The organism is Arsenophonus endosymbiont of Crataerina pallida (assembly GCF_964020125.1).
Classification (GTDB): Bacteria; Pseudomonadota; Gammaproteobacteria; order Enterobacterales; family Enterobacteriaceae; genus Arsenophonus; species Arsenophonus nilaparvatae.
Genome location: NZ_OZ026540.1, coordinates 3,297,491 through 3,317,143, shown reverse-complemented (window position 1 = coordinate 3,317,143; position 19,653 = coordinate 3,297,491). Strand labels below are relative to the sequence as shown.

General features: G+C 43.4%; 26 protein-coding genes and 2 pseudogenes. 25 read left to right on the top strand and 3 right to left on the bottom strand.

What is annotated here, in order from left to right; genetic code table 11:
* The first annotated feature begins 62 nt into the window (after positions 1–62).
* Positions 63–302 carry a hypothetical protein gene (locus tag AACL31_RS17640; RefSeq protein WP_310513645.1) on the top strand — a complete coding sequence of 80 codons (240 nt, stop codon included), beginning with the start codon at positions 63–65 and terminating at the stop codon, positions 300–302.
* Here AACL31_RS17640 and AACL31_RS17635 read toward each other — a convergent pair.
* The gene (locus AACL31_RS17635) at positions 271–504 is read right to left on the bottom strand and encodes a hypothetical protein (protein ID WP_339053457.1); all 234 of its coding nucleotides are present in this window, start codon (positions 502–504) and stop codon (positions 271–273) included. The genes AACL31_RS17640 and AACL31_RS17635 overlap by 32 nt on opposite strands.
* Before the next feature lie 382 nt (positions 505–886).
* The gene (locus AACL31_RS17630; RefSeq protein ID WP_310509970.1) at positions 887–1,294 is read right to left on the bottom strand and encodes a helix-turn-helix domain-containing protein; all 408 of its coding nucleotides are present in this window, start codon (positions 1,292–1,294) and stop codon (positions 887–889) included.
* 159 nt (positions 1,295–1,453) lie between these two features.
* Here AACL31_RS17630 and AACL31_RS17625 point away from each other — a divergent pair, with 159 nt between their 5' ends.
* The 4 genes from AACL31_RS17625 to AACL31_RS17610 all read left to right on the top strand — a co-directional run bounded on the left by AACL31_RS17625 (position 1,454) and on the right by AACL31_RS17610 (position 6,047).
* On the top strand, positions 1,454–1,717 hold the full coding sequence (locus AACL31_RS17625) for a Cro/CI family transcriptional regulator (protein ID WP_310509971.1): 264 nt from the start codon (positions 1,454–1,456) through the stop codon (positions 1,715–1,717).
* A 74-nt stretch (positions 1,718–1,791) separates the two neighbouring features.
* Entirely contained in the window at positions 1,792–4,131 is a 2,340-nt protein-coding gene (locus tag AACL31_RS17620; RefSeq protein ID WP_310513068.1) for a DUF5906 domain-containing protein, read from the top strand.
* A gap of 799 nt (positions 4,132–4,930) precedes the next feature.
* Entirely contained in the window at positions 4,931–5,362 is a 432-nt protein-coding gene (locus tag AACL31_RS17615) for an antiterminator Q family protein (RefSeq protein ID WP_310513603.1), read from the top strand.
* 115 nt (positions 5,363–5,477) lie between these two features.
* Entirely contained in the window at positions 5,478–6,047 is a 570-nt protein-coding gene (locus AACL31_RS17610; protein ID WP_339053456.1) for a hypothetical protein, read from the top strand.
* Here the strand turns inward: AACL31_RS17610 and AACL31_RS17605 are convergent.
* The gene (locus AACL31_RS17605) at positions 6,028–6,177 is read right to left on the bottom strand and encodes a hypothetical protein (RefSeq protein ID WP_339053351.1); all 150 of its coding nucleotides are present in this window, start codon (positions 6,175–6,177) and stop codon (positions 6,028–6,030) included. The two genes, AACL31_RS17610 and AACL31_RS17605, sit on opposite strands and share 20 nt — an antisense overlap.
* Before the next feature lie 200 nt (positions 6,178–6,377).
* Between AACL31_RS17605 and AACL31_RS17600 the strand changes: the two genes are divergently transcribed.
* The 20 genes and pseudogenes from AACL31_RS17600 (at position 6,378) to AACL31_RS17515 (ending at position 19,114) form a co-directional block, all read left to right on the top strand.
* On the top strand, positions 6,378–6,599 hold the full coding sequence (locus tag AACL31_RS17600) for a phage holin family protein (RefSeq protein WP_339053455.1): 222 nt from the start codon (positions 6,378–6,380) through the stop codon (positions 6,597–6,599).
* Positions 6,559–7,041 (top strand): lysozyme, encoded by a 483-nt coding sequence (locus AACL31_RS17595; protein WP_339053353.1) that lies wholly within the window; start codon positions 6,559–6,561, stop codon positions 7,039–7,041. The genes AACL31_RS17600 and AACL31_RS17595 overlap by 41 nt, the downstream gene beginning before the upstream one ends.
* A complete protein-coding gene (locus tag AACL31_RS17590; protein WP_339053139.1) occupies positions 7,011–7,391 on the top strand; it encodes a hypothetical protein in 381 nt (126 codons plus the stop codon). The genes AACL31_RS17595 and AACL31_RS17590 overlap by 31 nt, the downstream gene beginning before the upstream one ends.
* Positions 7,306–7,533, top strand: a complete 228-nt coding sequence (gene lysC, locus AACL31_RS21170) for an Rz1-like lysis system protein LysC (RefSeq protein ID WP_422389257.1) — start codon at positions 7,306–7,308, stop codon at positions 7,531–7,533. Before AACL31_RS17590 ends, lysC begins: the two co-directional genes overlap by 86 nt.
* Positions 7,523–7,588, top strand: a complete 66-nt coding sequence (locus AACL31_RS21165; RefSeq protein ID WP_409014156.1) for a hypothetical protein — start codon at positions 7,523–7,525, stop codon at positions 7,586–7,588. The genes lysC and AACL31_RS21165 overlap by 11 nt, the downstream gene beginning before the upstream one ends.
* Positions 7,589–7,657: 69 nt before the next feature.
* Positions 7,658–8,131, top strand: coding sequence for a DUF2280 domain-containing protein (locus AACL31_RS17585; protein ID WP_310513533.1), 474 nt, complete (start codon positions 7,658–7,660; stop codon positions 8,129–8,131).
* A 163-nt stretch (positions 8,132–8,294) separates the two neighbouring features.
* Complete coding sequence (locus AACL31_RS17580; protein WP_339053454.1) at positions 8,295–9,917, top strand: TerL protein; 1,623 nt, start codon at positions 8,295–8,297, stop codon at positions 9,915–9,917.
* A pseudogene (locus AACL31_RS17575) lies at positions 9,914–11,313 on the top strand (DUF1073 domain-containing protein). Before AACL31_RS17580 ends, AACL31_RS17575 begins: the two are co-directional and overlap by 4 nt.
* Complete coding sequence (locus AACL31_RS17570) at positions 11,222–11,977, top strand: phage minor head protein (protein ID WP_339053453.1); 756 nt, start codon at positions 11,222–11,224, stop codon at positions 11,975–11,977. The pseudogene AACL31_RS17575 and the gene AACL31_RS17570 overlap by 92 nt, the downstream one beginning before the upstream one ends.
* 5 nt (positions 11,978–11,982) lie before the next feature.
* A pseudogene (locus tag AACL31_RS17565) lies at positions 11,983–12,720 on the top strand (DUF2213 domain-containing protein); the annotation flags it as partial.
* A 5-nt stretch (positions 12,721–12,725) separates the two neighbouring features.
* The gene (locus AACL31_RS17560; RefSeq protein ID WP_339053451.1) at positions 12,726–12,902 is read left to right on the top strand and encodes a hypothetical protein; all 177 of its coding nucleotides are present in this window, start codon (positions 12,726–12,728) and stop codon (positions 12,900–12,902) included.
* Complete coding sequence (locus AACL31_RS17555) at positions 12,892–13,191, top strand: phage baseplate plug family protein (protein WP_339053118.1); 300 nt, start codon at positions 12,892–12,894, stop codon at positions 13,189–13,191. The genes AACL31_RS17560 and AACL31_RS17555 overlap by 11 nt, the downstream gene beginning before the upstream one ends.
* Before the next feature lie 5 nt (positions 13,192–13,196).
* Positions 13,197–14,168: a phage protein gene (locus AACL31_RS17550; RefSeq protein ID WP_339053368.1), complete on the top strand. Its 972-nt coding sequence runs from the start codon at positions 13,197–13,199 to the stop codon at positions 14,166–14,168.
* Positions 14,168–14,920, top strand: coding sequence for a Gp138 family membrane-puncturing spike protein (locus tag AACL31_RS17545; protein WP_339053974.1), 753 nt, complete (start codon positions 14,168–14,170; stop codon positions 14,918–14,920). The genes AACL31_RS17550 and AACL31_RS17545 overlap by 1 nt, the downstream gene beginning before the upstream one ends.
* Positions 14,921–15,082: a hypothetical protein gene (locus AACL31_RS17540; RefSeq protein WP_339053369.1), complete on the top strand. Its 162-nt coding sequence runs from the start codon at positions 14,921–14,923 to the stop codon at positions 15,080–15,082. It begins immediately after the preceding gene.
* Positions 15,083–15,095: 13 nt separating this feature from the next.
* Positions 15,096–15,449, top strand: a complete 354-nt coding sequence (locus AACL31_RS17535; protein ID WP_339053450.1) for a hypothetical protein — start codon at positions 15,096–15,098, stop codon at positions 15,447–15,449.
* Positions 15,449–16,639, top strand: coding sequence for a baseplate J/gp47 family protein (locus AACL31_RS17530; protein ID WP_339053371.1), 1,191 nt, complete (start codon positions 15,449–15,451; stop codon positions 16,637–16,639). Before AACL31_RS17535 ends, AACL31_RS17530 begins: the two co-directional genes overlap by 1 nt.
* Positions 16,636–17,289: a DUF2612 domain-containing protein gene (locus AACL31_RS17525; RefSeq protein ID WP_339053372.1), complete on the top strand. Its 654-nt coding sequence runs from the start codon at positions 16,636–16,638 to the stop codon at positions 17,287–17,289. The genes AACL31_RS17530 and AACL31_RS17525 overlap by 4 nt, the downstream gene beginning before the upstream one ends.
* A gap of 8 nt (positions 17,290–17,297) precedes the next feature.
* Entirely contained in the window at positions 17,298–18,494 is a 1,197-nt protein-coding gene (locus tag AACL31_RS17520; protein WP_339053449.1) for a phage tail protein, read from the top strand.
* Positions 18,494–19,114, top strand: a complete 621-nt coding sequence (locus tag AACL31_RS17515) for a tail fiber assembly protein (RefSeq protein ID WP_339053374.1) — start codon at positions 18,494–18,496, stop codon at positions 19,112–19,114. The genes AACL31_RS17520 and AACL31_RS17515 overlap by 1 nt, the downstream gene beginning before the upstream one ends.
* The last annotated feature ends 539 nt before the right edge of the window (positions 19,115–19,653 follow it).

The window sequence follows — 19,653 nt, the reverse complement described above, 5'->3', positions numbered from 1 at the left end:
TGCTTGTTAACGTAATTTATTCATTGCCTGCTTTTAACCACGTCAGGCGAGGTGGTATCCTTATGGTTCGATTAACTTATAAGGAAAAAGTAATGTCCAATAAAAATGAAAAATTTGTATGCTATAAATACGATGCTCGCGCTTTAGCGGTCGAATACCTTAGACGTTGTGATAAAAAATTTACCCCTGAAGAATATCTTATTGAAGTTCTTAAACTAGAAGATGTTTATCAAAAAATTATTGAGGATGCTGGCAGCAAGAAGTCTTTAGCTATTTGGAAGAAGCTAGGCCAGAAAGATTAAAAACCATTCCAACAACTATCGCCTCGGCGGTAGTTTTTGCAGCGTTAATCACGTCTTCTTTTTCTGCACCGTTTTTCACTAAATGTGTCACAACGTCTAAAACCGTTTGCTCCACCGTATCCATACAGTGATGAACAATTTCTTTATCAATTTCTTTCCCGTCAATAATCACGGTTTTCCTACTTAACTGTTCGTTATCCATTTTTGACCTCCTAGATTAACGTAATTTAGCGTTTAACTGTCGTCACTCACCATAGGCCACTTCGCAAAATGACCTATAATTAGTGTTTTTTGCGTTTGTACAGTCCATTATGGCTGCCTGTCCCTTGACATTGCTGTTTTGCAAAGAGCGGATCGCACTCAATGCAACGTGCATCACTGCACTCATACAGACATAACGCGCTGTACATTCCGACTTTCTAAATTGTTAAAGAGCGGGTGTTCATATTTCTTACATAATTTAATGTTAACTTTATATAACATTACCGTCAACTATTTTGTTAGTATTAGTTACCAATAAATGCGAAAAGAAAACTCTGAAGAAGATAAGTCAGCTTTTTAGGTAGGGGAGTTTGATATGAAATTTATCTTGATTGCCTATTGGTTCGAATTCTCTTTTTAGCAAGTTGTTCAAATAGTTGGTCGTAATATTGTTTTTTTTCTTTGAGCGATTTAACTAATTCTTCTTGTTCGCTATCAGGTAATTCGTCGAATAAATCTAATAATGTTTTTTGGAGATCGGATAGCTTTAATGGGGCTTCCGGTAGTTCACTCGCCGATATAGGTAAATTTCCTTGTTCCTCAAAGAGCCATGAGGGTTCGCAATGCAATTCTTTAGCAAGAGCCATTAGATTTTCACCTTTTGGTGTAGATTCATCTCTCTCCCATTGAGATATTGAAACATGAGCTATACCTAACATAGTTGCTAAAGCGCGCTGAGATAATTTCAATTCTTGACGACGTGCTTTTATACGTTTTCCTAATGTTTCCATATATACCTCTTGTTAGATTAAATTAACAAATATTGATTTCATTTTTATTAACTTATATAGTAAGGATAAGCTAACAAAAGTTAGTTTAACCTAACATATGCAATTAAGTCAGCTAAAAAGCTTAGGGGTAGCTAGCTAAACATCAATTTAGAGGTGATTATGTATAAAAGTTATGTGATTAAATACTTTAATAGCGCGGCCGCTTTAGCAAGGGCGTTAAACATTAATCGAGCATCTATCAGTACTTGGAATGAAATTATTCCTGAAAAAAGGGCGCTTCAAATAGAACGTATTACCGCTGGGGCTCTAACTTATGATCCAGCCCTATATATTAAATCTCCATTTACCCAAAATAAATCTAGTAAAACTGAATACTGCAATAAAGAAATTAATATTGGTCTGGCGAAATGTGAAAATTTTTAAGGGATCTTGGATGTGCAACAATCTTGGCTATCCGCCAAAAACTAATTCATAAAACCTTAAAGTCCAAATAATCCATGCAAATCAATTATTCCGTCGGGCGTAGTGTTACTGATCAGCGCCCGAGTCCTGCTGTTGTTGGCTCTTTTGCCGAGCTTGATCACATAAAAACATGGGGTGCGTTGCCTGATGAATGGGTGCACTTCGATTTAGTCCTTGGTTATACCGATAGATTATTACCTGTGGTTTGTAATGCTGAGGCTACTATTTCGCCTTCCAGCAAAATGAAAGCACTAGGCAAAACGCCCTCTATCTATAATTCTCAGCGACAAGTTATTGGTATAACCGAATGGACTCGCAAATCTTCCACAGGGGCAGATATCGAAAAATGGATGATGGAGCCTGATTACGGTATCTGTGTCAAAACAGGCTCCGGCATAGTAGCACTGGATTGTGATAGCGACGATGCGGATGTGCAATCCCGTATCCAGTCCTTTATGTTACAGTCCTTTGGGCAAATCCCACCACGCCGTTATAGAGATAACAGTAACAAATGCCTTTACCTCATCACAGTAGAAGGTGAGTATTCTAAACGTGTACATCGTTTAAAAAACGATTTGGAGATCATTGAGCTGCTCGCTAAAGGGCAACAGTTTGTTGCCATGGGGGTGCATCCTACTGGTGCGAGGCTTCGATGGGATAATGATTTACCGTCTGAACCTTTCATGATCACTGAAAAACAATTGAATGATTTCTGGAAGGGCTTAGCGGATGAATTAGCTATTGTGTCGTCGTCAGAGTCTAATCGCGTAGGTAAAGTACGAGACCGTTCGATCGCAACGCCTAATGCAACTGATGAAGTCGCTGAGTTCTTGGATAGTCAAGGGCTAACATTAGACTATGGTCGTAATGGTGAACGCTATATCACTTGTCCTTTTGAAAGCGGACATAGCACGGATAGTGGAGTCACCAGTACAGCGTATTTCCCTAAAAATACAGCTGGTTTTGAAGTAGGGCATTTCAAATGTCTGCATGCCAGTTGTGCACACCGAAGCGATGGCGATTTCTTGCACGCTATTGGGTTTGGTAAAGATGATTTTGACGATCTGTCGGATAATAAGACTGAAGAGGGTTTTACCGATATCAATATGGATATGACAAGCCACTTCCTTGAACGTTTTATTTATGTGATTGAAGGTGATCAGGTCTGTGACCTACTACGGCCTCCTTATAATTGTGTAATGGAGATGAGATCGTTTAAAAATCTGATGGCACCTTATCAAATACCTTCAGTAAGTAAAAAAGGTCAGCCAGTTGCTGCAACGAAACGCTGGATAGAGCATCCTAAAAAACAAGTGGCTGAGTGTGCGGGGTATCAGCCCGGTAAAAGTAGGTTAGTGCAACGTCCTGACGGGCGTTTCGAAATTAATCAATTCTATATGCCGAAGCATAAAAAAAACTTAAACACACGTAAGACTGAGATCTTTCTTAACCATATGAATTATTTAGTGCCAGATGAATGGCAACGTAAGTTTTTCATTGCACGTCTGGCATGGTTTGTTCAGCGTCCAGAACGTAGATGTCCTATATCCATATTGCATGTGGCCACTGCACATGGTACAGGCAGGGGGTGGATTAGCCAATTAATGGAAAGAGTGTTAGGAGCATGGAACTGCTCCCGAACACGTATGAATGTCTTGTGCGATAACCAGTATCACGATTATCTGTACCACACGTTATTATGTACTGTAGATGAAGTTAAGGAAAACACTAAAAGGTATGAGGTTAATGATAAAATCCGTGATGTGCTGACAGAGTCTCGTTTTGAGGTTAACAGAAAATACGGACGAAAAATGACTATTGATATATTTACAGGATTTCTTTTTTACACTAACCATTATGACGCTTTAGCGTTACCAGAGGAAGATCGACGTATAGCGGTTCTTGGAGGGCCTGATACTGCCGCTAATGAAGATCATTATGCCGAGTTATATAGTGCACTTAGCGATAATGATTTTATCGCACAGGTGTATTGGTATCTCATGAGTGTTGATATATCAAAGTTTAATTGGCAACGTGCTCCCAATACCAAAGAACGCCAATTAATGATCGAAAGTAATAAAAGTGATATTGAAGTAGCGATTATTACGCTTCTAGAGAATCCTCCCGTACCGGCTATGACCTATCAGCAAATAGTTAATGAAGTTATTAAGGAAATTGGATTGGAAGCTGAGATTAACCAGAAACATATTACTCGAATTTTAAAAGAAAGAACGAAGCGGCCTGCTACAAAATTAGTAAAAATTAAAGGTATAGCCTACCGTTTTTGGATATTGGAAAAAAATCGCGAATTTAGTAGCACTGAATTACGTGGGCTTTTTGAAACTTATGAAAAATTGCAAGCGCAAAGTTTATAAAACAAAAATTCCACTGCAAAAGGTAACAGTTAAAAAAAGATTTTTGACTAATTAAGTGCAAAGGTAACAGGTAACAGTTAAAAAAAAGATTTTTGACTACTTAAGTGCAAAGGTAACAGATAGGTAACAGATAAAAGCAGATCTGTTACCTCTATTTTTTATATTAAAATCATAACTTTAAGTACAAAAGGTAACAGGTAACAGTTGTTTTAAACATATAACGCGCGAGATGTGGGTGCATACATACACCATGTTACGTGTGTATATAGAGTTGAAAATAAGCGTTACCTGTTACCTTAATAGTCGTAAAGCCTTATAGTAAAAGGAGTTAAGGCAGGTAACAGTTAACTTTTTATCTGTTACCTATCTGTTACCTATCTGTTACCTCAAAATTTTAAATAATTTAGAAAAGGAAAATAGAATGAAAATAGTGACCAATACGGATTTAGATTTGTTATGCCCAAAATGTAGTAGTTCTTATTTAACCCACGATGCGGTTCACGTGTTTAACAGAAAGAGAAACAGTAAGTATGGACAGCATGTAACGGTATATCACGGGGATATACACCAAGATACCTACATGACTGATAACCCTTCTCCTAAACGTAGTGGTGTTCGTTTGAAATTTAGGTGTGAAGAATGTACTACATGGTTTTACTTAGTGTTATCGGAACATGAAGAAGGGACGAAAATATTCTGGGAGAAAGCGGAGAAGCAGTATGCTCATTACAGACGCATACGGGGATATGAAGATTAAATTAGTAAAACATTCCCGTTCACAACAGGAGCGACAAAGATCATGAGCAGAGACATCGAGAAAATACTACTCCACTGGGGCGGGTGGTGTGCGGGTAATCCGTATGCCGCGGTAAGTTGGTTGCCGGTGGCATCGGGCTTTGATCGCTTCATGCCGTTTACCGGGGCAAATCGTTTATCATGCAGTGATGCAGATGGGTTAGTGATTGATGTGTGCGTCAGTCGCCTTAACACGGTGGGGATGGCGAGAGAGCTGAATTACATCGAGGATTATTATATCCGTGGGATATCCAAGCGTGCTATCGCGCGAAAGTTTGCGGTACGAGAGGATGAGGTGCGAAAAAGAATGCAAATTGCGGAAGGCTTTATTTTGGGATGCTTAGAAACCCTTGATATTCAATTAGATATCGATGTATTGTACAAATATCATACAAACAGTTATCAAACACTGGTGCGGCCGCAAAAGGTATGCTAAAGTGCCCATGATGAATTTTTGCGTCCAGCCGAAATGTACGCTGATAAATAAAACCTCGATTAAGTATTTTTTGCTCACCTCGCTTTTGCGAGGTTTTCTTTTTTGTGGGGTGGGGATGAACAAACTTCCAAGTGATTATTTCCTTGATGTGGATGATGACCTATTGGCATTTCTTGAAAAACAAGGTGAGGAGTGCGCTAAAGAAATTTACAAGTCGAATACGGTTAATATTGAAAACGCGTATAAATTGCTAAACATTTTGATAGTAGGCATTGGCTCCGCTTTCTTGCTCTTAACGCAAAAGCCAATTTTTGCGTATTTAACGATGGGTTTAGCTACCTTCCTGGTGTGTTGGGTGCTCTGTGCAGGGTATCTGGTCTTGTTCTGCTTACGACCAAATATTAGAGGTGCTGTGTTTACTTCGCCAAACAGATTGTATACGCAACCTTACAAAGCCATTTGTGATACCGATTATAAAAATTTAGAAATCAAAGGGTTCAAAGCGCAAAGAAAACCCTTAACGCTCATACGGCGTTACCGGCTAATTGATTTATGTGCTACCGCGGATGAATTGATTGATATTAACATCAAAATTAGAAAACATTTAAATAGAGTGAGGATCGCAACAATCCTCACTCCAATATTATCAATGACAATATCTGCAATTACTTATTACTTTTTTTGATATTTTTCGCTGAATCCCCGACAACCATACGTTTTGTTGTGAAGTCTTTAGCACCTTGTTCTGGCGTGGTTTTTCCGGCGTTAGAAGATTGGGTGTTGTTTTCACTTGGTGATTGTTTTTGGTCAGACATAATTTTCCTTATTTTGACATTGGTTTATTTGACGATTTAACAATATCAAATACGGATATGTGCCGCCAGTCGCTTAACTGGCTTTATTTCGCTTTGGCATTTACGCCACCGCAATACTGACAAATCTAATAATCGAAACGAGTAAGGCGGTTGGCTCCCCTGTTTAATCCAAGCAATGGAACCCTCAACAAGGAGGGTATATGCGCATGCCTGAAAAATACTCAACCCCAACGGCCTATCTCTGGGGCATTATGACGACCATTTTAGGTTTTTTTACCCTTGAGGAGTGGGTGGCTATTGTCGGTATTGTCTGCACGATAGGGACATTTTTAATCAACGTGTACTACCGCAAAAAGGAGTACAAACTCAAGGAGCGTCAGTATGAAAATACCGAAAAAAATAGTGATGGCAACGGGCGGTAGTGCGTTGTTTTTGGCCTCAAGCATAATAACGCATTTTGAAGGGTTGAGACTTAAGCCCTATTTCGATGGGGGTGGTGTGCTTTCCGTCTGTTACGGGCACACAGGCAACGAGATTGAGCCTAACCGGACGTACACGCAAGAAGAGTGTGATAAGTGGCTTAATGACGATTTAAACGCGGTTAAGCGTTACGTTGACCCGTTGATTAAGGTCAGTATCAATACGCTCACTCAGGCAGCCCTTTACTCATTTGCCTACAACGTGGGCGTAGGAAATTTCGCTAAATCGACGTTACTCAAAAAGCTCAACGCTGATGACCGAAAGGGAGCATGTGATGAGATGAAACGATGGGTTTATGTGAAAGGCGAAGTCTGGAAAGGACTAATGACCCGTCGAGAAATAGAGAGCGTAATATGTTATGGCGACCTTACGCATTTGTCGTAGTGATTATTGCAGGATTAATCTTATGGGCATCTTGGTTGTTGACATCCTTAAACGAAGTCAGGGCATTAAATAAAAAACTCACTGTTGACCTCAATAAACAGGTAGCCATCACGACTAATGCTTTTCAGTCAATAAGGGTAATCAATGATATTGCACGAATTAATAGTGAAACCCGTCAGCGTAAAGCGGTTGACTCTGAAGCAACACAAGCAGCAATTAAAACGCATGTCGCCAATCGGGATTGTGCCAATCGCATTATCCCTAATGGTGCTGTTGTCGAGTTGCAGCAGCACACAAATCGAATACGTTCAGATTCCTCACATTCCGATACCCTCTCACCTACTCGCTGACTGCTTGCCGCCAGCGATTGCGGGTATGATGACATGGCGTGATAGCCTGATACTCAATGAGCAGTTACTGACAGTGATTGAACAGTGTAATCTTGACAAACAGGCAATAAAGCGAATTGAAGAGCAGAGAAATGATAGTTGAGAACGAAAAGCAGACAGAATATTTACAGCAGTACATCAAAACACAGTGTCAATAAATCAGTAAACGTGTTTTCGATTGAAATTAACCAGAATAAATTATATTAACTTAGTAGGAGGGGTAACCAATGGCGGCATTATCTCCAGAGGTTAAGGCCTTCATCGTGCAGTCGTTAGCCTGTTTCGATAGCCCAACTCAGGTGCTCAAACAGGTGAAACTGGAATTTGGATTAACGCTCACCGTACAACAGGTCTCTTCCTATGACCCCACAAAAGCGATTGGAAAAAGCCTTGGTCAAAAATGGGTTGATCTCTTTCACTTCACGCGAGAGCGATTCAAAAAAGAGATTAGTGATATTCCTATTGCCAATAAAGCGTATCGACTGCGTGTGTTAAACCGTATGGCGATTCGAACAGAGTCGATGGATAATTTTTTACTCACGGCGCAAATGATAGAGCAAGCAGCTAAAGAATGTGGTGACGCGTATACCAATAAACAGAAAATAGAACATTCAGGAACTTCACATAATCAGGTTGAATTAATCACGCATGAGATGACCCCCGAACAGGCGGCAGAAGCCTATAAAAAATTGATGGGGTAAAGGGCTAAAAATCGCTTACTTATTTTTACTAGAAATAATATTTAGATAAATATTATGTATTAATATCAATATACTACGTTAATTAATTTCCTGTTTTTATTTTTTATGTACGCAGTTATGTGCGATATATTTTTTTGACTCGCTTTTTTCTGGACAAATCCCTATGCCATTACCGTTCCCTTTTGACTTTAAAAAGCCGGATTATGTCCAGGTGTTTAAGTGGCGCGCGGAGCGACTACAACGTCTTCGGGAGCAGCCGGAAAGTTTTGAACTATTAACCCGATTTTACAAGGATAATCCCGCGCAGTTTATTATCGACTGGGGCATGACAACAGATCCGCGCAATATTGATTATGGACTACCGATGACTATTCCTTTTTTGCTGTTCCCGAAACAGGAAGCCTGGATTGACTGGATAATGACCCGCTGGCGTGGGCGTGAAAATGGCATTACCGAAAAAAGCCGCGAAATGGGCTTAAGCTGGACGTCAATTGCGTTAGCCTGTGCGTTATGTCTCTTCAACAAGGAAATGGTGATTGGCTTTGGCTCCCGCAAAGAAGAGTACGTTGACAGCACCGGTGATCCGAAAGCGCTATTTTGGAAAGCGCGCAAGTTTGTGGAATCGTTACCTCAAGAGTTTAGGGGCGGTTGGGAAGCGAAAAAACACGCCCCCTACATGCGGGTCAATTTCCCAAACACAGGCGCCATTATCAAGGGTGAAGCAGGGGACAATATCGGACGGGGTGACCGCACGACACTCTATTTCGTCGATGAAGCCGCCTTTTTGCCCAGACCGTTACTGATTGATGCTGCCTTATCTCAAACCACCCGTTGCCGCATTGATTTGAGCTCGGTTAACGGCATGGCTAATCCGTTTGCCCAAAAACGTCATAGTGGCCGTATTCCGGTGTTTACCTTTCACTGGCGAAGTGACCCGCGCAAGGATGATGGATGGTACGAGAAAGAATGCCAGAAAATTGATAATCCGGTCATTGTGGCGCAAGAGTTGGATTTGAACTATCAGGCGTCGGTTGAAGGGGTGCTGATTCCGGCAGAGTGGGTACAAGCAGCAATTGATGCCCATACGAAACTTGGCATTAACCTAACCGGAATACGTCTAGGGGCCTTTGATGTGGCGGATGAGGGCAGAGACAAGAACGCCTTTTCTTGGCGGCATGGTTTTTTGCTTGAGGGTATCGAAGAGTGGTCAGGAAAAGGCAGCGATATTTTCGGCAGCGTTGAAACCGTTTTTCAGTTAGCGGATAAGTATCAGCTTGAGAGTTTTCGCTTTGATGAGGATGGGTTAGGTGCGGGCGTAAGAGGGGATGCGCGAATTATCAATGACCAGCGCAGACAAAGAAGAGCCGTACGTATTGACGCCGTGCCGTTTCGCGGCAGTGGCGGGGTGTTTGACCCAGACAAAGAAGCGATCGCCGGATTTGACGGCCAGAATGCGCGATTAAACAAGGATTTTTTTGCCAATGCCAAAGCGCAAAGTTGGTGGCATTTACGCAAACGCTTCCAAAATGTTTACCGAGCGGTAGTCGAAAAACAACCCTTCAAACCGGATGAACTGATTGCCATTAATGGCGCAATGCGACTCAAAGACAAACTCATCGTTGAATTATCGCAGCCAACCTATTCCATTAACGCGGTGGGAAAAATCGTAATAGATAAACAACCCGATGGGACAAAGTCACCCAATCTAGCCGATTCAGTGATGATCAACTTTGCCCCAATGAACACGGCACTTGAAATCTGGACACTACTGGGTAGAAGCGCATGACAAAAAAGAAAAAATCACACTCTCAAAAAACGGCTGACGGGTATGAGAATTTTACCGCCCGTGTCGGGATGCAAACCCCCAATCAACATGCGGATTCAACTTATCGCCCTGACTGGACAAGTCGAAACCGGTTATTACTCGAATATGCTTATCGCTCATCGTGGATCATTGGTGCGGCGGTCTATACCGTCGCCGATGATATGACCCGAAAAGGTGTTCGCATTACTTCACAAATGGAGTCGAGCGACAAAGGGGAAATCGAATCTTTATTTGATGAACTGGAAATCTGGGAGAGTCTCAATAACGCGATCAAGTGGTCACGGCTTTACGGCGGCGCATTAGGGCTTATTATGATAGAAGGGCAAGCGCTTTTACACCATTACGTATCGAGACGATAGGACAAGGTAAATTCAAAGGTATTTTACCGCTTGACCGTTGGCAGGTTAACCCGGATTTGAATCGTCGTATCAAAACGTTAAGCAAGGACCTAGGTAGACCAGAATTCTACGACATTGTGACCGTTGAGAACGGCATTCCCGCCTGGAAAGTGCATCATAGTCGATTAATCCGTTTTGATGGGGTGACACTCCCTTACCAGCAAGCCAAAACCGAGAATGAGTGGGGCATGTCGGTCATTGAACGTATTTTTGACCGGTTAACCGCCTTTGATAGCACCACAACCGGTATTGCGCAATTGGTGTATAAAGCGCATTTACGAACATTCAAAGTGAATAAGCTCCGTGAAATCATCGGTTTTGGCGGCAAGCCATACGAATCGCTGATGAAGCACATGGACATGATACGTCAGTACCAGAGCAACGAAGGGATGACGCTCATGGATACGGACGATGACTTTGAAACGCATAGCTATTCGTTTTCAGGATTAGATAACGTGCTGACGCGGTTTGCTGAACAGATTAGCGGAGCGACAGGTATTCCCTTAGTCCGGCTGTTTGGTCAATCCCCGTCAGGGTTCAATACTGGCGATGCCGATTTAGCCAATTACTACGACAATATCGCCACGCAACAATCAAGGCGATTAAAGCAACCGTTAAGGAAGCTATTTGAGATAGCGCATCAATCGGCATTAGGTAAACCCTTACCCGATGATTTTAGTTTTGCGTTTAATCCCCTTTGGCAAATGTCAGACATGGATAAGTCTACCGTCGCGGTTAACATGATTAATGCGCTCAATGCCGCACAGGATGGCGGCATGCTGTCAGTGAAAGCGGCCATGTCCTCGCTACGGGATTTGTCCGATGTTATCAGTATTGGCAGTACCATCACCGATGAGGATATCAATCATGCGGAAGACGAACCGCCGCCAAGGTTCAGTGCTGTCCACGCAGCGACTGTCAAAACGGGCGGAAACCCAATATCGAACGAGCCTGAGTAAGGTTGCCCGCGAAATTGGCGCTATTATCAACCAACGCTACGACGGTTCGAATGATTCAGTGCTGGACATTCAGCAAGCATTAGAGGATTACAGCGAACTTATCGAGAGTTGGGCAAGGCGGGTAGCGACAAAATTTGTCGACACGGTATCACAAGATAACGCGAAATTGTGGCAACAAAATAGCCATGAAATGAGCGGGGAACTCAAACAGTTAATTGCTCAAGCACCCGTGGGGCATGTCATGCAGTCTATTGTCCATGAGCAAATCAAGTACATTAAATCGCTGCCAATGGATGCCGCTGATAGAGTCTACGATATCCAAAACAGAGCGATTGAAGCGGTAGTGAACGCCGAAAGACCTGAACATTTTACCACAATGATAGCGCAATCCGGTCAGGTGGCGGCATCGCGGGCAAAGATGCTAGCCCGTACCGAACTAGGCCGAGCAACGCAAGCCTTAACTCAAGCGAGAGCATTGGCAATTGGCTCAACCGGCTATATTTGGCGTACCGCCCATGATGGTGATGTAAGGCCATCACACAAAAAACTGGAAGGTCAATTTATCGATTGGCACAACCCACCTACCCTGGATGGTATGACAGGGCACGCGGGCGCATTACCCAATTGCCGTTGCTACTGTGAAGTCTCTTTTTCTGACAGATAAAACCCATGAAATATTATTTTGAAACCCGTCTTGGTAACACCCGTTACCAGATGGCGGACGGCTCGCTATTGTGTAAAAACGTACCGATTGCCCGAACGGGCACGCAGGTTTATTCCGCCTTGGATTTGCCGAAGGTCAAACCGGATAGCCGCGGACAAATCCTGGTAGAAAGAGAGGAAAGTGACGTCTTTCGTCCCGAAACGCTGGCCTCGTTTGAAGGGATGAGTGTCACACTACTGCATCCCGAAGATGAAGAAGGCAATGTCATTTTTGTTGATACCGACAATTGGCGCGATTTAGCGCAAGGGCATGTGCAAAACGTTAGACGTGGAGAGGGTGAACAGGCGGATTTAATAATCGCGGATTTGATTATCAAAGATGCGCTCGCTATCGAGGAAATTAACAACGGCAACGACGAAGTCTCGTGTGGTTATGACGCGCAATACGAACAGATTGCGCCTGGCATCGCACGTCAGTATGAAATCGTTGGCAATCATGTCGCTCTGGTACCTAAAGGCAGAGCGGGAATACGATGTGCAATTGGAGACAGTATGTCAAACAAAACGCAAACCTGGTTCAAACGGCTGCTAAGTGCCCATCGCACGAAAGACGCCGTGGCAATGGAATCAGTCCTAAATAATCCGCCTGAATCCCTCACCGGTGATGAAGGCACCGGCGAGTTACCGAAGGCGATTAATATTACTATCAGCCCTCAAAATCCGATGCCAGCCGAAAAACCCGATTAACCTTGCGGGAGCTTAACATCACCCAAACCCAAACGGTTAATATCAAATCTACCGATGCAAAAAATATGCGGGAAGGGAATACAACGAGTGGCGTGAGTAATACCGGTATGAAAACGCCAAAACCCGTTGATAATCGCAGCCTATTACAGCGAGGAGCCGCATTTTTCAATGGAAATTAACGAAATACCGCTTACCCCCACCAACCAGCAATTTACGATTAAGCTATCTGATACTGTTTGGCAGTTTCGCCTTATCTGGCGTGATAGTGCGGGCTGGGTGCTGGATATGCTCACGGTTGACAATCAACCGGTGATACAGGGTATTCCGCTGATCGTGGGTGAAAATCTACTGGCTCAATATAGTCACCTTATCAGTAAAGGAAATCTCGTTTTGCTATCAGATGAAGAAAGCGATATCAACGCGGATACGTTGGGCGCAACCGTAAAATTATACTGGATCACGGACTGATTGTTATGTCAAAAAACTGGATACGAAAATGCTCACTGATTGTTTCTGATAAAAACGGGGAAGGTATTGAGCTATCGGATTTTCGCGCCACGTTCAATATCACGTGGCCAGATACGCGTTACCCTCGTGCGGGGGTGTTTAAAGTCTGGAATCTGAGAAAAGAAACCGTCAGTCAAATTCAGGCGAAGGAGTTTGTTAACATTCAGCTCATGGCAGGCTATCAGGATAATACGGGTCTGATATTTACTGGAAAAATCCGCTACACGATTTCAGGTAGAGATAATCCTACTGACACGTTTGTTATTGTTCAGGCGATTGATTCTCATGAGGCCTATGACTACGCCACGCTAAATACTACCTTAAGCGCAGGGCATACTCAGGCAGAGCAACACAATACGTTACTGACAGGGCTTACCCCTTACGGGATTGTCAAAGGCGTGACGCCTGAGTTTGATAGTATCCGCTTTCCAAGGGGTAAAGTCCATTTTGGTATGGTTAGGGACGCCGCTGATAATCTGGCAGGGCAATGCCTTGCCTCGTGGCAATACATTAACGGCCAGCTCGTGATGGTGCCGGAGAAGAATTATATCCATGAAGCGATTGTCCTGAATAGCGCAACGGGCTTGATTGGCTTACCGCAACAAACGATTGAGGCGGGGGTGAATGTGCGTTGTTTGATTAACCCAAACATTCAAATCAATGGGCTTATTCGTCTTGACCAGGCGTTAATCTATCGCACGATGTTGCCCAACAGCGATATCGCTTTGGGGTACAGCAAGTTAAGCGAAAACGATGACGGCGGCTTACAGCAAACCCAAGGCGCTGTTTCACAACCGGCCAGTCTTTCCACCGATGGGGATTATATTGTGAAAAACATCACGTATTCCGGCGATACGCGCGGCAAGCCGTGGTATATGGATTTGGTGTGTATTGCCAAGGGATCAAATGACCGAATCGATATCAAGAAGGTGGGATGATGGCGATTTCCGTATCAGCGCGCACCGGCGACCAACAACAACTGCTTGAAGTCTTTCGCCATGCGATTTCGTCACAACTTCGCGTCGCGATGCCGGCTATTGTTCAATCCTTCGATGCCAGCAAAGTCACTTGTGTTGTACAACCAGCGATAAAGGGAGCCTTGACGGATACCAAAGGGAATAGCCAGTCGGTGAATTTGCCCCTGCTAGTTGATGTACCGGTTGTGTTCCCGCGCGGTGGCGGTGTCACAATGACCTTCCCCATTAAAAGCGGTGATGAGTGTCTGGTGGTGTTTGCAGATAGATGTATTGATTTTTGGTGGCAAAACGGCGGGATACAAGAAGCGATCGACCCCAGACAGCATGATTTATCAGATGCCTTCGCTTTCGTCGGTGTGCAATCACAAAAACAGAAGATAAGCCAAATTAGCACCGATGCGATGCAGTTAAGAAGTGACGATGGCGCAACCTATTTTGAAGTAAACCCGACAACGCAAAAAATGAAAATTGTCGCCCCTGGGGGGCTTGAAATTATCACACCGGAAGCTATTTTTTCGGAGAGAATTACCGTAAAAGGACTATTGAGTTGGCTAGGTGGCATGGTAGGTTCAACGGCCTCCGGTGTGGCTGCAAAAATCACCGGTGCGATTGAGTTTTTGGGCACATTGACCGCCAACGGCAAACGGATTGACGACACACATACCCACAAAGGTGTCAAAGCCGGTGGGGATAATTCAGGTGAGGTAAATTAAATGAAAGAAAGCGTTAATATTTTTTTCGGCGGTTCATATTTACACAAACTAAAAACCTCATGGCGACTTCTGGGCGTGATTTTTTTATTAATCATCAATGAAGAGCCATCCTTAAAGTTAGAAGACATCAAGGTAGTTGAAAAAAATAAAAAGCAACAGTAAAAGGACTCTATTGATGTGTTATCGACGAGAAACGACTAAAGGCGACTACAGCTTTGGTCAAGGGGATAACACGTTTTTAACCAACACCCCTGATGCCGTCGCCCTTGCAATTAAAACCCGCTTGTCCCTCTGGCAGGGGCAATGGTTTTTAGACCGTGAAGAAGGTACGCCTTGGTTGCAATCGGTATTGGGTAAGCCTTATCGGGAGGCTTACGGTATGACCCTCAAACAGCGCATACTGGACACGCAGGGTGTAACCACATTAACCGATTTCAATGTCAATCAAAATTCAACGACGCGAAAACTGACTATCAGCACAAAAGTACAAACCCAATACGGCGAAACTTCTTTTATCCAAGAGGCATAATGTTAAATCTTGATACGTTAGCGTTGTCAGCGAAAGTGACTGACGACGGCATCAGTGCGCCGGATTATCAGACGATACTGATGCGATTAACCGATTTTTTTCATGAAATTTATGGGCAGGATGCGTATTTAACGCCGGATAGCAAAGACGGCCAGATGATAGCCATTTACGCACTCGCTATCCACGATGCCAATAATGCGCTTATCGCCACCTACAACAGTTTTAGCCCGAGTACCAGTACAGGGGCTGCACTTTCAAATAATGTCGCCATTAACGGCATTTCCCGTCATGCATCGGGGTACTCGAATGTGGATGTCGTATTAACGGGGCAAGTGGGTACGGTGATAAAAAATGGCCGTGTGCGCGATAAAAACGGCAATATCTGGCGGTTACCGAAAACGGTTACGCTCGATACGCACGGTGAAGCGACGGTGACAGCGGTTTGTCTGGTTGCCGGAAGTGTTACCGCATTGACCGGTGAAATTAACGAGATAGCCACACCCACGCGAGGCTGGCAAACGGTGAGCAATCCAAAATCCGCAACACAAGGCAGGCCGATTGAAACGGATAATCAGTTACGGGAACGGCAGCGAAAATCGGTCTCACTCCCTTCACGCACGGTACTGGAAGGTATACAGGGCGCGATTAGTCTCATATCAGGGGTGACGAGACAACGCGGTTTTGAAAATGACACCAGTAAAACGGATAAAACCGGTATTTCTCCGCATTCCATTGCGATGATAGTCGATGGTGGCGATGTCACCACGATTGCCAACGCAATCGCACAAAAGAAAACCCCAGGTGCAGGCACGTATGGTGATACCGCCGTGACAGTAAAAGACCGTTACGATATGCCAATTACGATTCGCTTTTCCCGGCCTAAAACGGTTGAGGTACACGTTGAAATTGACTTAACGGCGTTTTTAGGATTTACCACCTTAACCGGTGATAAAATCCGACGTAAAGTTGCAGACTATATTAACCAGCAACTCATTGGCGACAATCTGTATCTGACCCGTCTTTACTCCCCGGCAAATCTGCCCGCTGATGAAGAAGGGAAAACGTTTGATATTACGTCGTTAAAGATTGGTCGAACACCAGAAAGCGTGAAAGAAGAAAATTTAGTCGTTGCCTTCAACGAAGCAGTCAGTTGTCGTGAGAATAACATCAAACTGGTGGTGACCTCATGAGAGATTACACCGAGTACATTACCCCACAACATCGTCAAGCAGAAAAGTTTACGCAACATATTGAGTTAATGACGCGCGCGCTAAGTGATATTTCAGCTTTGGCCTCACAGCTTAATGCCTTTTTCAGTATTGATACGGCAACGGGTAAACAACTGGATGCCGTGGGTGAATGGATAGGCTTATCACGTTTTGTCAAAACGCCGATAAAAGGGGTCTATTTTTCACTGGATACCGAAAAGGTGGGCTTTGACCAAGGGAGCTGGAAACGGCGCTTTGATGCTGATAGTGGTTTTACTGAGCTTGATGACGAAACCTACCGCTTCATATTAAGAGCAAAAATCCGCGCAAATCACTGGGATGGCACAAGCGAGATGCTCTCAGAAATTTATCAGGGCGTAATCCCTGATGAAACAGTAAAAATCTTTTTTATCGACAATCAGAATATGTCGATGGATGTGTATCTAACCGGTGGCGTCATACCGGAAGTGACAAAAGCCGTTATCAAACAGGGATATCTCAATATCAAGCCAGAAGGCGTAAGACTTAACGCCTACACCGGTTCCGAAGGGGATAACGGTATTTTGGGGTTTGATGTCAATAATCGTTACATCGACGGCTTTGACGTCGGTAGCTGGTCAGTAAAATTATAGGAATAATCATGGAAAAAAATGAAATTTTACCGTTTGGTATAGCCGACGGGGCTAACGTATTGCCGGCAGATGAGTATCAGAAACTCCCTGCGCGTAATAACGGCTTTAGTGCTGGTGTCGCTCGCTCACAGGAGCTAAACACCGTCTGGCGACAGGCATCGGTGATAGCGCATGTCATCGCGCAATTCATCGCTGAAACCAATAACAGTGATGTACTGGACGATGGCAACGTTGATAAACTGAAAGCCGGACTCATCAGTGCCTTATCAAAAAACGTTAACAACACGGTGCCAACTGCCACAAAAACAGTAGCAGGTATAACGAAACTCAGTAGCGCCACTGACAGCAATGACGAAACGCTAGCAGCCACACCTAAAGCGGTTAAAATTGCTTATGACTTGGCGAAAACGGTGAGTATTGATGAAGTCAATAAAAAACTCGATAAAGCAAGCGTCTTGCAAACAACGGGGAATTCGACCGATAAAGTGCTGAGCCAAAAAGCCTGTGACGATAATTATGCTAAGAAAAGTTCAGAAGAAGCTCTCAAAGTTGGAAGACTGAACATTGAATCACCAACGGGTGATACGGTTTTCAATTTAGGTGGCACTAATGGTTCTAGCGGTGCTGAGTTTGCTTACGTCAGAAATTCAAAAAGAACCCAGGTTCACGATACAAACACAAAAACAACGGTTTTGTTTCCGCAAAAATCCGGTGAACTTGCTTTAACGTCTGATGTGGACGCGATTAACAATTATCCGGTCGGCGCGCCCATTCCCTGGCCCCAGGCGACACCCCCTAACGGTTATTTTGTCTGCGATGGCAATAACTTCGATAAAGCCAAGTATCCCCAATTAGCATTAGCTTACCCTTCTGGGAAATTGCCCATTTTGTACGGTGAATTTATTCGCGGGCTGGATTTAGGCATAGGAGTTGACCCAGGCAGAACAGTATTAAGTAATCAAGGTGATGCTATTCGAAATATCACCGGACGCATTGGGTATGCCAGACATGGCGGAACCGAACCACCGATTGCAGGGGGTGATGGCGCATTCCGAAAAGACAGCAATCACAACAGTAATATCGGTAATGGACGAAATGACGATTGGGGCAGCGTCATGTCTTTTAATGCTTCGCGGGTCGTTCCTACCGCAAACGAAAACCGACCGCGAAATGTCGCATTTTTATACATCGTGAGGGCTGCATAATGAAATACAGTGTAGACATAAAAACCACCGAAATCGGTGAAAACGGTTTCGCGAAAAACCGAGGCTGGATAAAAACGTTTATTTGCATGAAGGACGCACCCCATGAATATATCGGTGCAACAATGGAATTTTTGCATGATGGTCTCAGCGTGGGAGAATGTTCTTATACGGATGCGCCAGAAATACCGAACAATGACGAAATCGCCATTATCCGGAGTCTTGATGGTAAACAGTGGCTATATGTTCCTGACCACCGAGGCAAGACGGTATACGATACCAATAATCGTGCTTCCTATCCCGTTGATTATCTCGGCGTGATAAAAACCGGCTTCACCTTGTTAGCACCGGTAACGAAATTCGATAAATGGGATGGCAAAAAATGGGTAACGGATAATCAGGCGATGAAAGCAGACCAAATCAACACCGCAAATCAGACAAAATTACATTTAATCGACGAAGCGGAAACAAAAATTACCTTGCTTGAGCGTAAAGTGCGATTAGGGATGGCCACCAATAGCGAGAAAACCGCGCTACGGGCTTGGGAAATGTACAGCGTAAAACTCAATGATATTGATACCGCCACCGCACCCGAGATTGACTGGCCTAAGAAGCCCGAATAACAAATTAGCCCCATTTCAGGGGCATGATATTAGCAGCGTTGGCGGAAGTTGTTAACTATTAGTTGTTGGTTGAGTGTAAGTGGCTTTGTGAGAGATTGCGGTTTTGTTTTTGGTATTATGGCAAAGATAACACGGGGGTATGAAAAATAATTTGTACATGACTGTGTATATAAAAATAAATTAAGATACATATTTTTTAATTAACCTTTTGACTAATATAATTTATTTTATCTAACTTATTATTTGTGATGGAAATAATTTTTCCTATGTTTAGCAACCTATTTCAGTAATAGCCAGAACCGGTAAAAAAATTAAAATTTCTACTGAAACTTTTTTCATGCTGGTGTTTAAAAATTTCATTTTATAAATCAATTTCATATCGTCAACTGGAATTGTTTTTTGCCGATGTTGATTAAGGCACAATTAAAGATTAGATTAATCAATAGGATTAGTACAATGGTTACTTTAACTAATAGCGATTTTTATTGTTAGTTACCCAACGTTTGAGTTATCAATCTTTATTAGTTTAACCCGGTGGA

Bases quoted from the DNA above. Each gene is read 5' to 3' on its own strand.
- AACL31_RS17525 (WP_339053372.1), top strand. From the start codon at position 16,636: ATGAGAGATTACACCGAGTACATTACCCCACAACATCGTCAAGCAGAA.
- AACL31_RS17600 (WP_339053455.1), top strand. From the start codon at position 6,378: ATGCGCATGCCTGAAAAATACTCAACCCCAACGGCCTATCTCTGGGGC.
- AACL31_RS17605 (WP_339053351.1), bottom strand. From the start codon at position 6,177: ATGTCTGACCAAAAACAATCACCAAGTGAAAACAACACCCAATCTTCT.
- AACL31_RS17585 (WP_310513533.1), top strand. From the start codon at position 7,658: ATGGCGGCATTATCTCCAGAGGTTAAGGCCTTCATCGTGCAGTCGTTA.
- AACL31_RS17540 (WP_339053369.1), top strand. From the start codon at position 14,921: ATGAAAGAAAGCGTTAATATTTTTTTCGGCGGTTCATATTTACACAAA.
- AACL31_RS17595 (WP_339053353.1), top strand. From the start codon at position 6,559: ATGAAAATACCGAAAAAAATAGTGATGGCAACGGGCGGTAGTGCGTTG.
- AACL31_RS17555 (WP_339053118.1), top strand. From the start codon at position 12,892: ATGGAAATTAACGAAATACCGCTTACCCCCACCAACCAGCAATTTACG.
- AACL31_RS17580 (WP_339053454.1), top strand. From the start codon at position 8,295: ATGCCATTACCGTTCCCTTTTGACTTTAAAAAGCCGGATTATGTCCAG.
- AACL31_RS17615 (WP_310513603.1), top strand. From the start codon at position 4,931: ATGAGCAGAGACATCGAGAAAATACTACTCCACTGGGGCGGGTGGTGT.
- AACL31_RS17515 (WP_339053374.1), top strand. From the start codon at position 18,494: ATGAAATACAGTGTAGACATAAAAACCACCGAAATCGGTGAAAACGGT.
- AACL31_RS17520 (WP_339053449.1), top strand. From the start codon at position 17,298: ATGGAAAAAAATGAAATTTTACCGTTTGGTATAGCCGACGGGGCTAAC.
- AACL31_RS17625 (WP_310509971.1), top strand. From the start codon at position 1,454: ATGTATAAAAGTTATGTGATTAAATACTTTAATAGCGCGGCCGCTTTA.
- AACL31_RS17570 (WP_339053453.1), top strand. From the start codon at position 11,222: ATGCGGAAGACGAACCGCCGCCAAGGTTCAGTGCTGTCCACGCAGCGA.
- lysC (WP_422389257.1), top strand. From the start codon at position 7,306: ATGGTGCTGTTGTCGAGTTGCAGCAGCACACAAATCGAATACGTTCAG.
- AACL31_RS17545 (WP_339053974.1), top strand. From the start codon at position 14,168: ATGGCGATTTCCGTATCAGCGCGCACCGGCGACCAACAACAACTGCTT.
- AACL31_RS17590 (WP_339053139.1), top strand. From the start codon at position 7,011: ATGTTATGGCGACCTTACGCATTTGTCGTAGTGATTATTGCAGGATTA.
- AACL31_RS17640 (WP_310513645.1), top strand. From the start codon at position 63: ATGGTTCGATTAACTTATAAGGAAAAAGTAATGTCCAATAAAAATGAA.
- AACL31_RS17530 (WP_339053371.1), top strand. From the start codon at position 15,449: ATGTTAAATCTTGATACGTTAGCGTTGTCAGCGAAAGTGACTGACGAC.
- AACL31_RS17535 (WP_339053450.1), top strand. From the start codon at position 15,096: ATGTGTTATCGACGAGAAACGACTAAAGGCGACTACAGCTTTGGTCAA.
- AACL31_RS17610 (WP_339053456.1), top strand. From the start codon at position 5,478: ATGAACAAACTTCCAAGTGATTATTTCCTTGATGTGGATGATGACCTA.
- AACL31_RS17630 (WP_310509970.1), bottom strand. From the start codon at position 1,294: ATGGAAACATTAGGAAAACGTATAAAAGCACGTCGTCAAGAATTGAAA.
- AACL31_RS17550 (WP_339053368.1), top strand. From the start codon at position 13,197: ATGTCAAAAAACTGGATACGAAAATGCTCACTGATTGTTTCTGATAAA.
- AACL31_RS17635 (WP_339053457.1), bottom strand. From the start codon at position 504: ATGGATAACGAACAGTTAAGTAGGAAAACCGTGATTATTGACGGGAAA.
- AACL31_RS17620 (WP_310513068.1), top strand. From the start codon at position 1,792: ATGCAAATCAATTATTCCGTCGGGCGTAGTGTTACTGATCAGCGCCCG.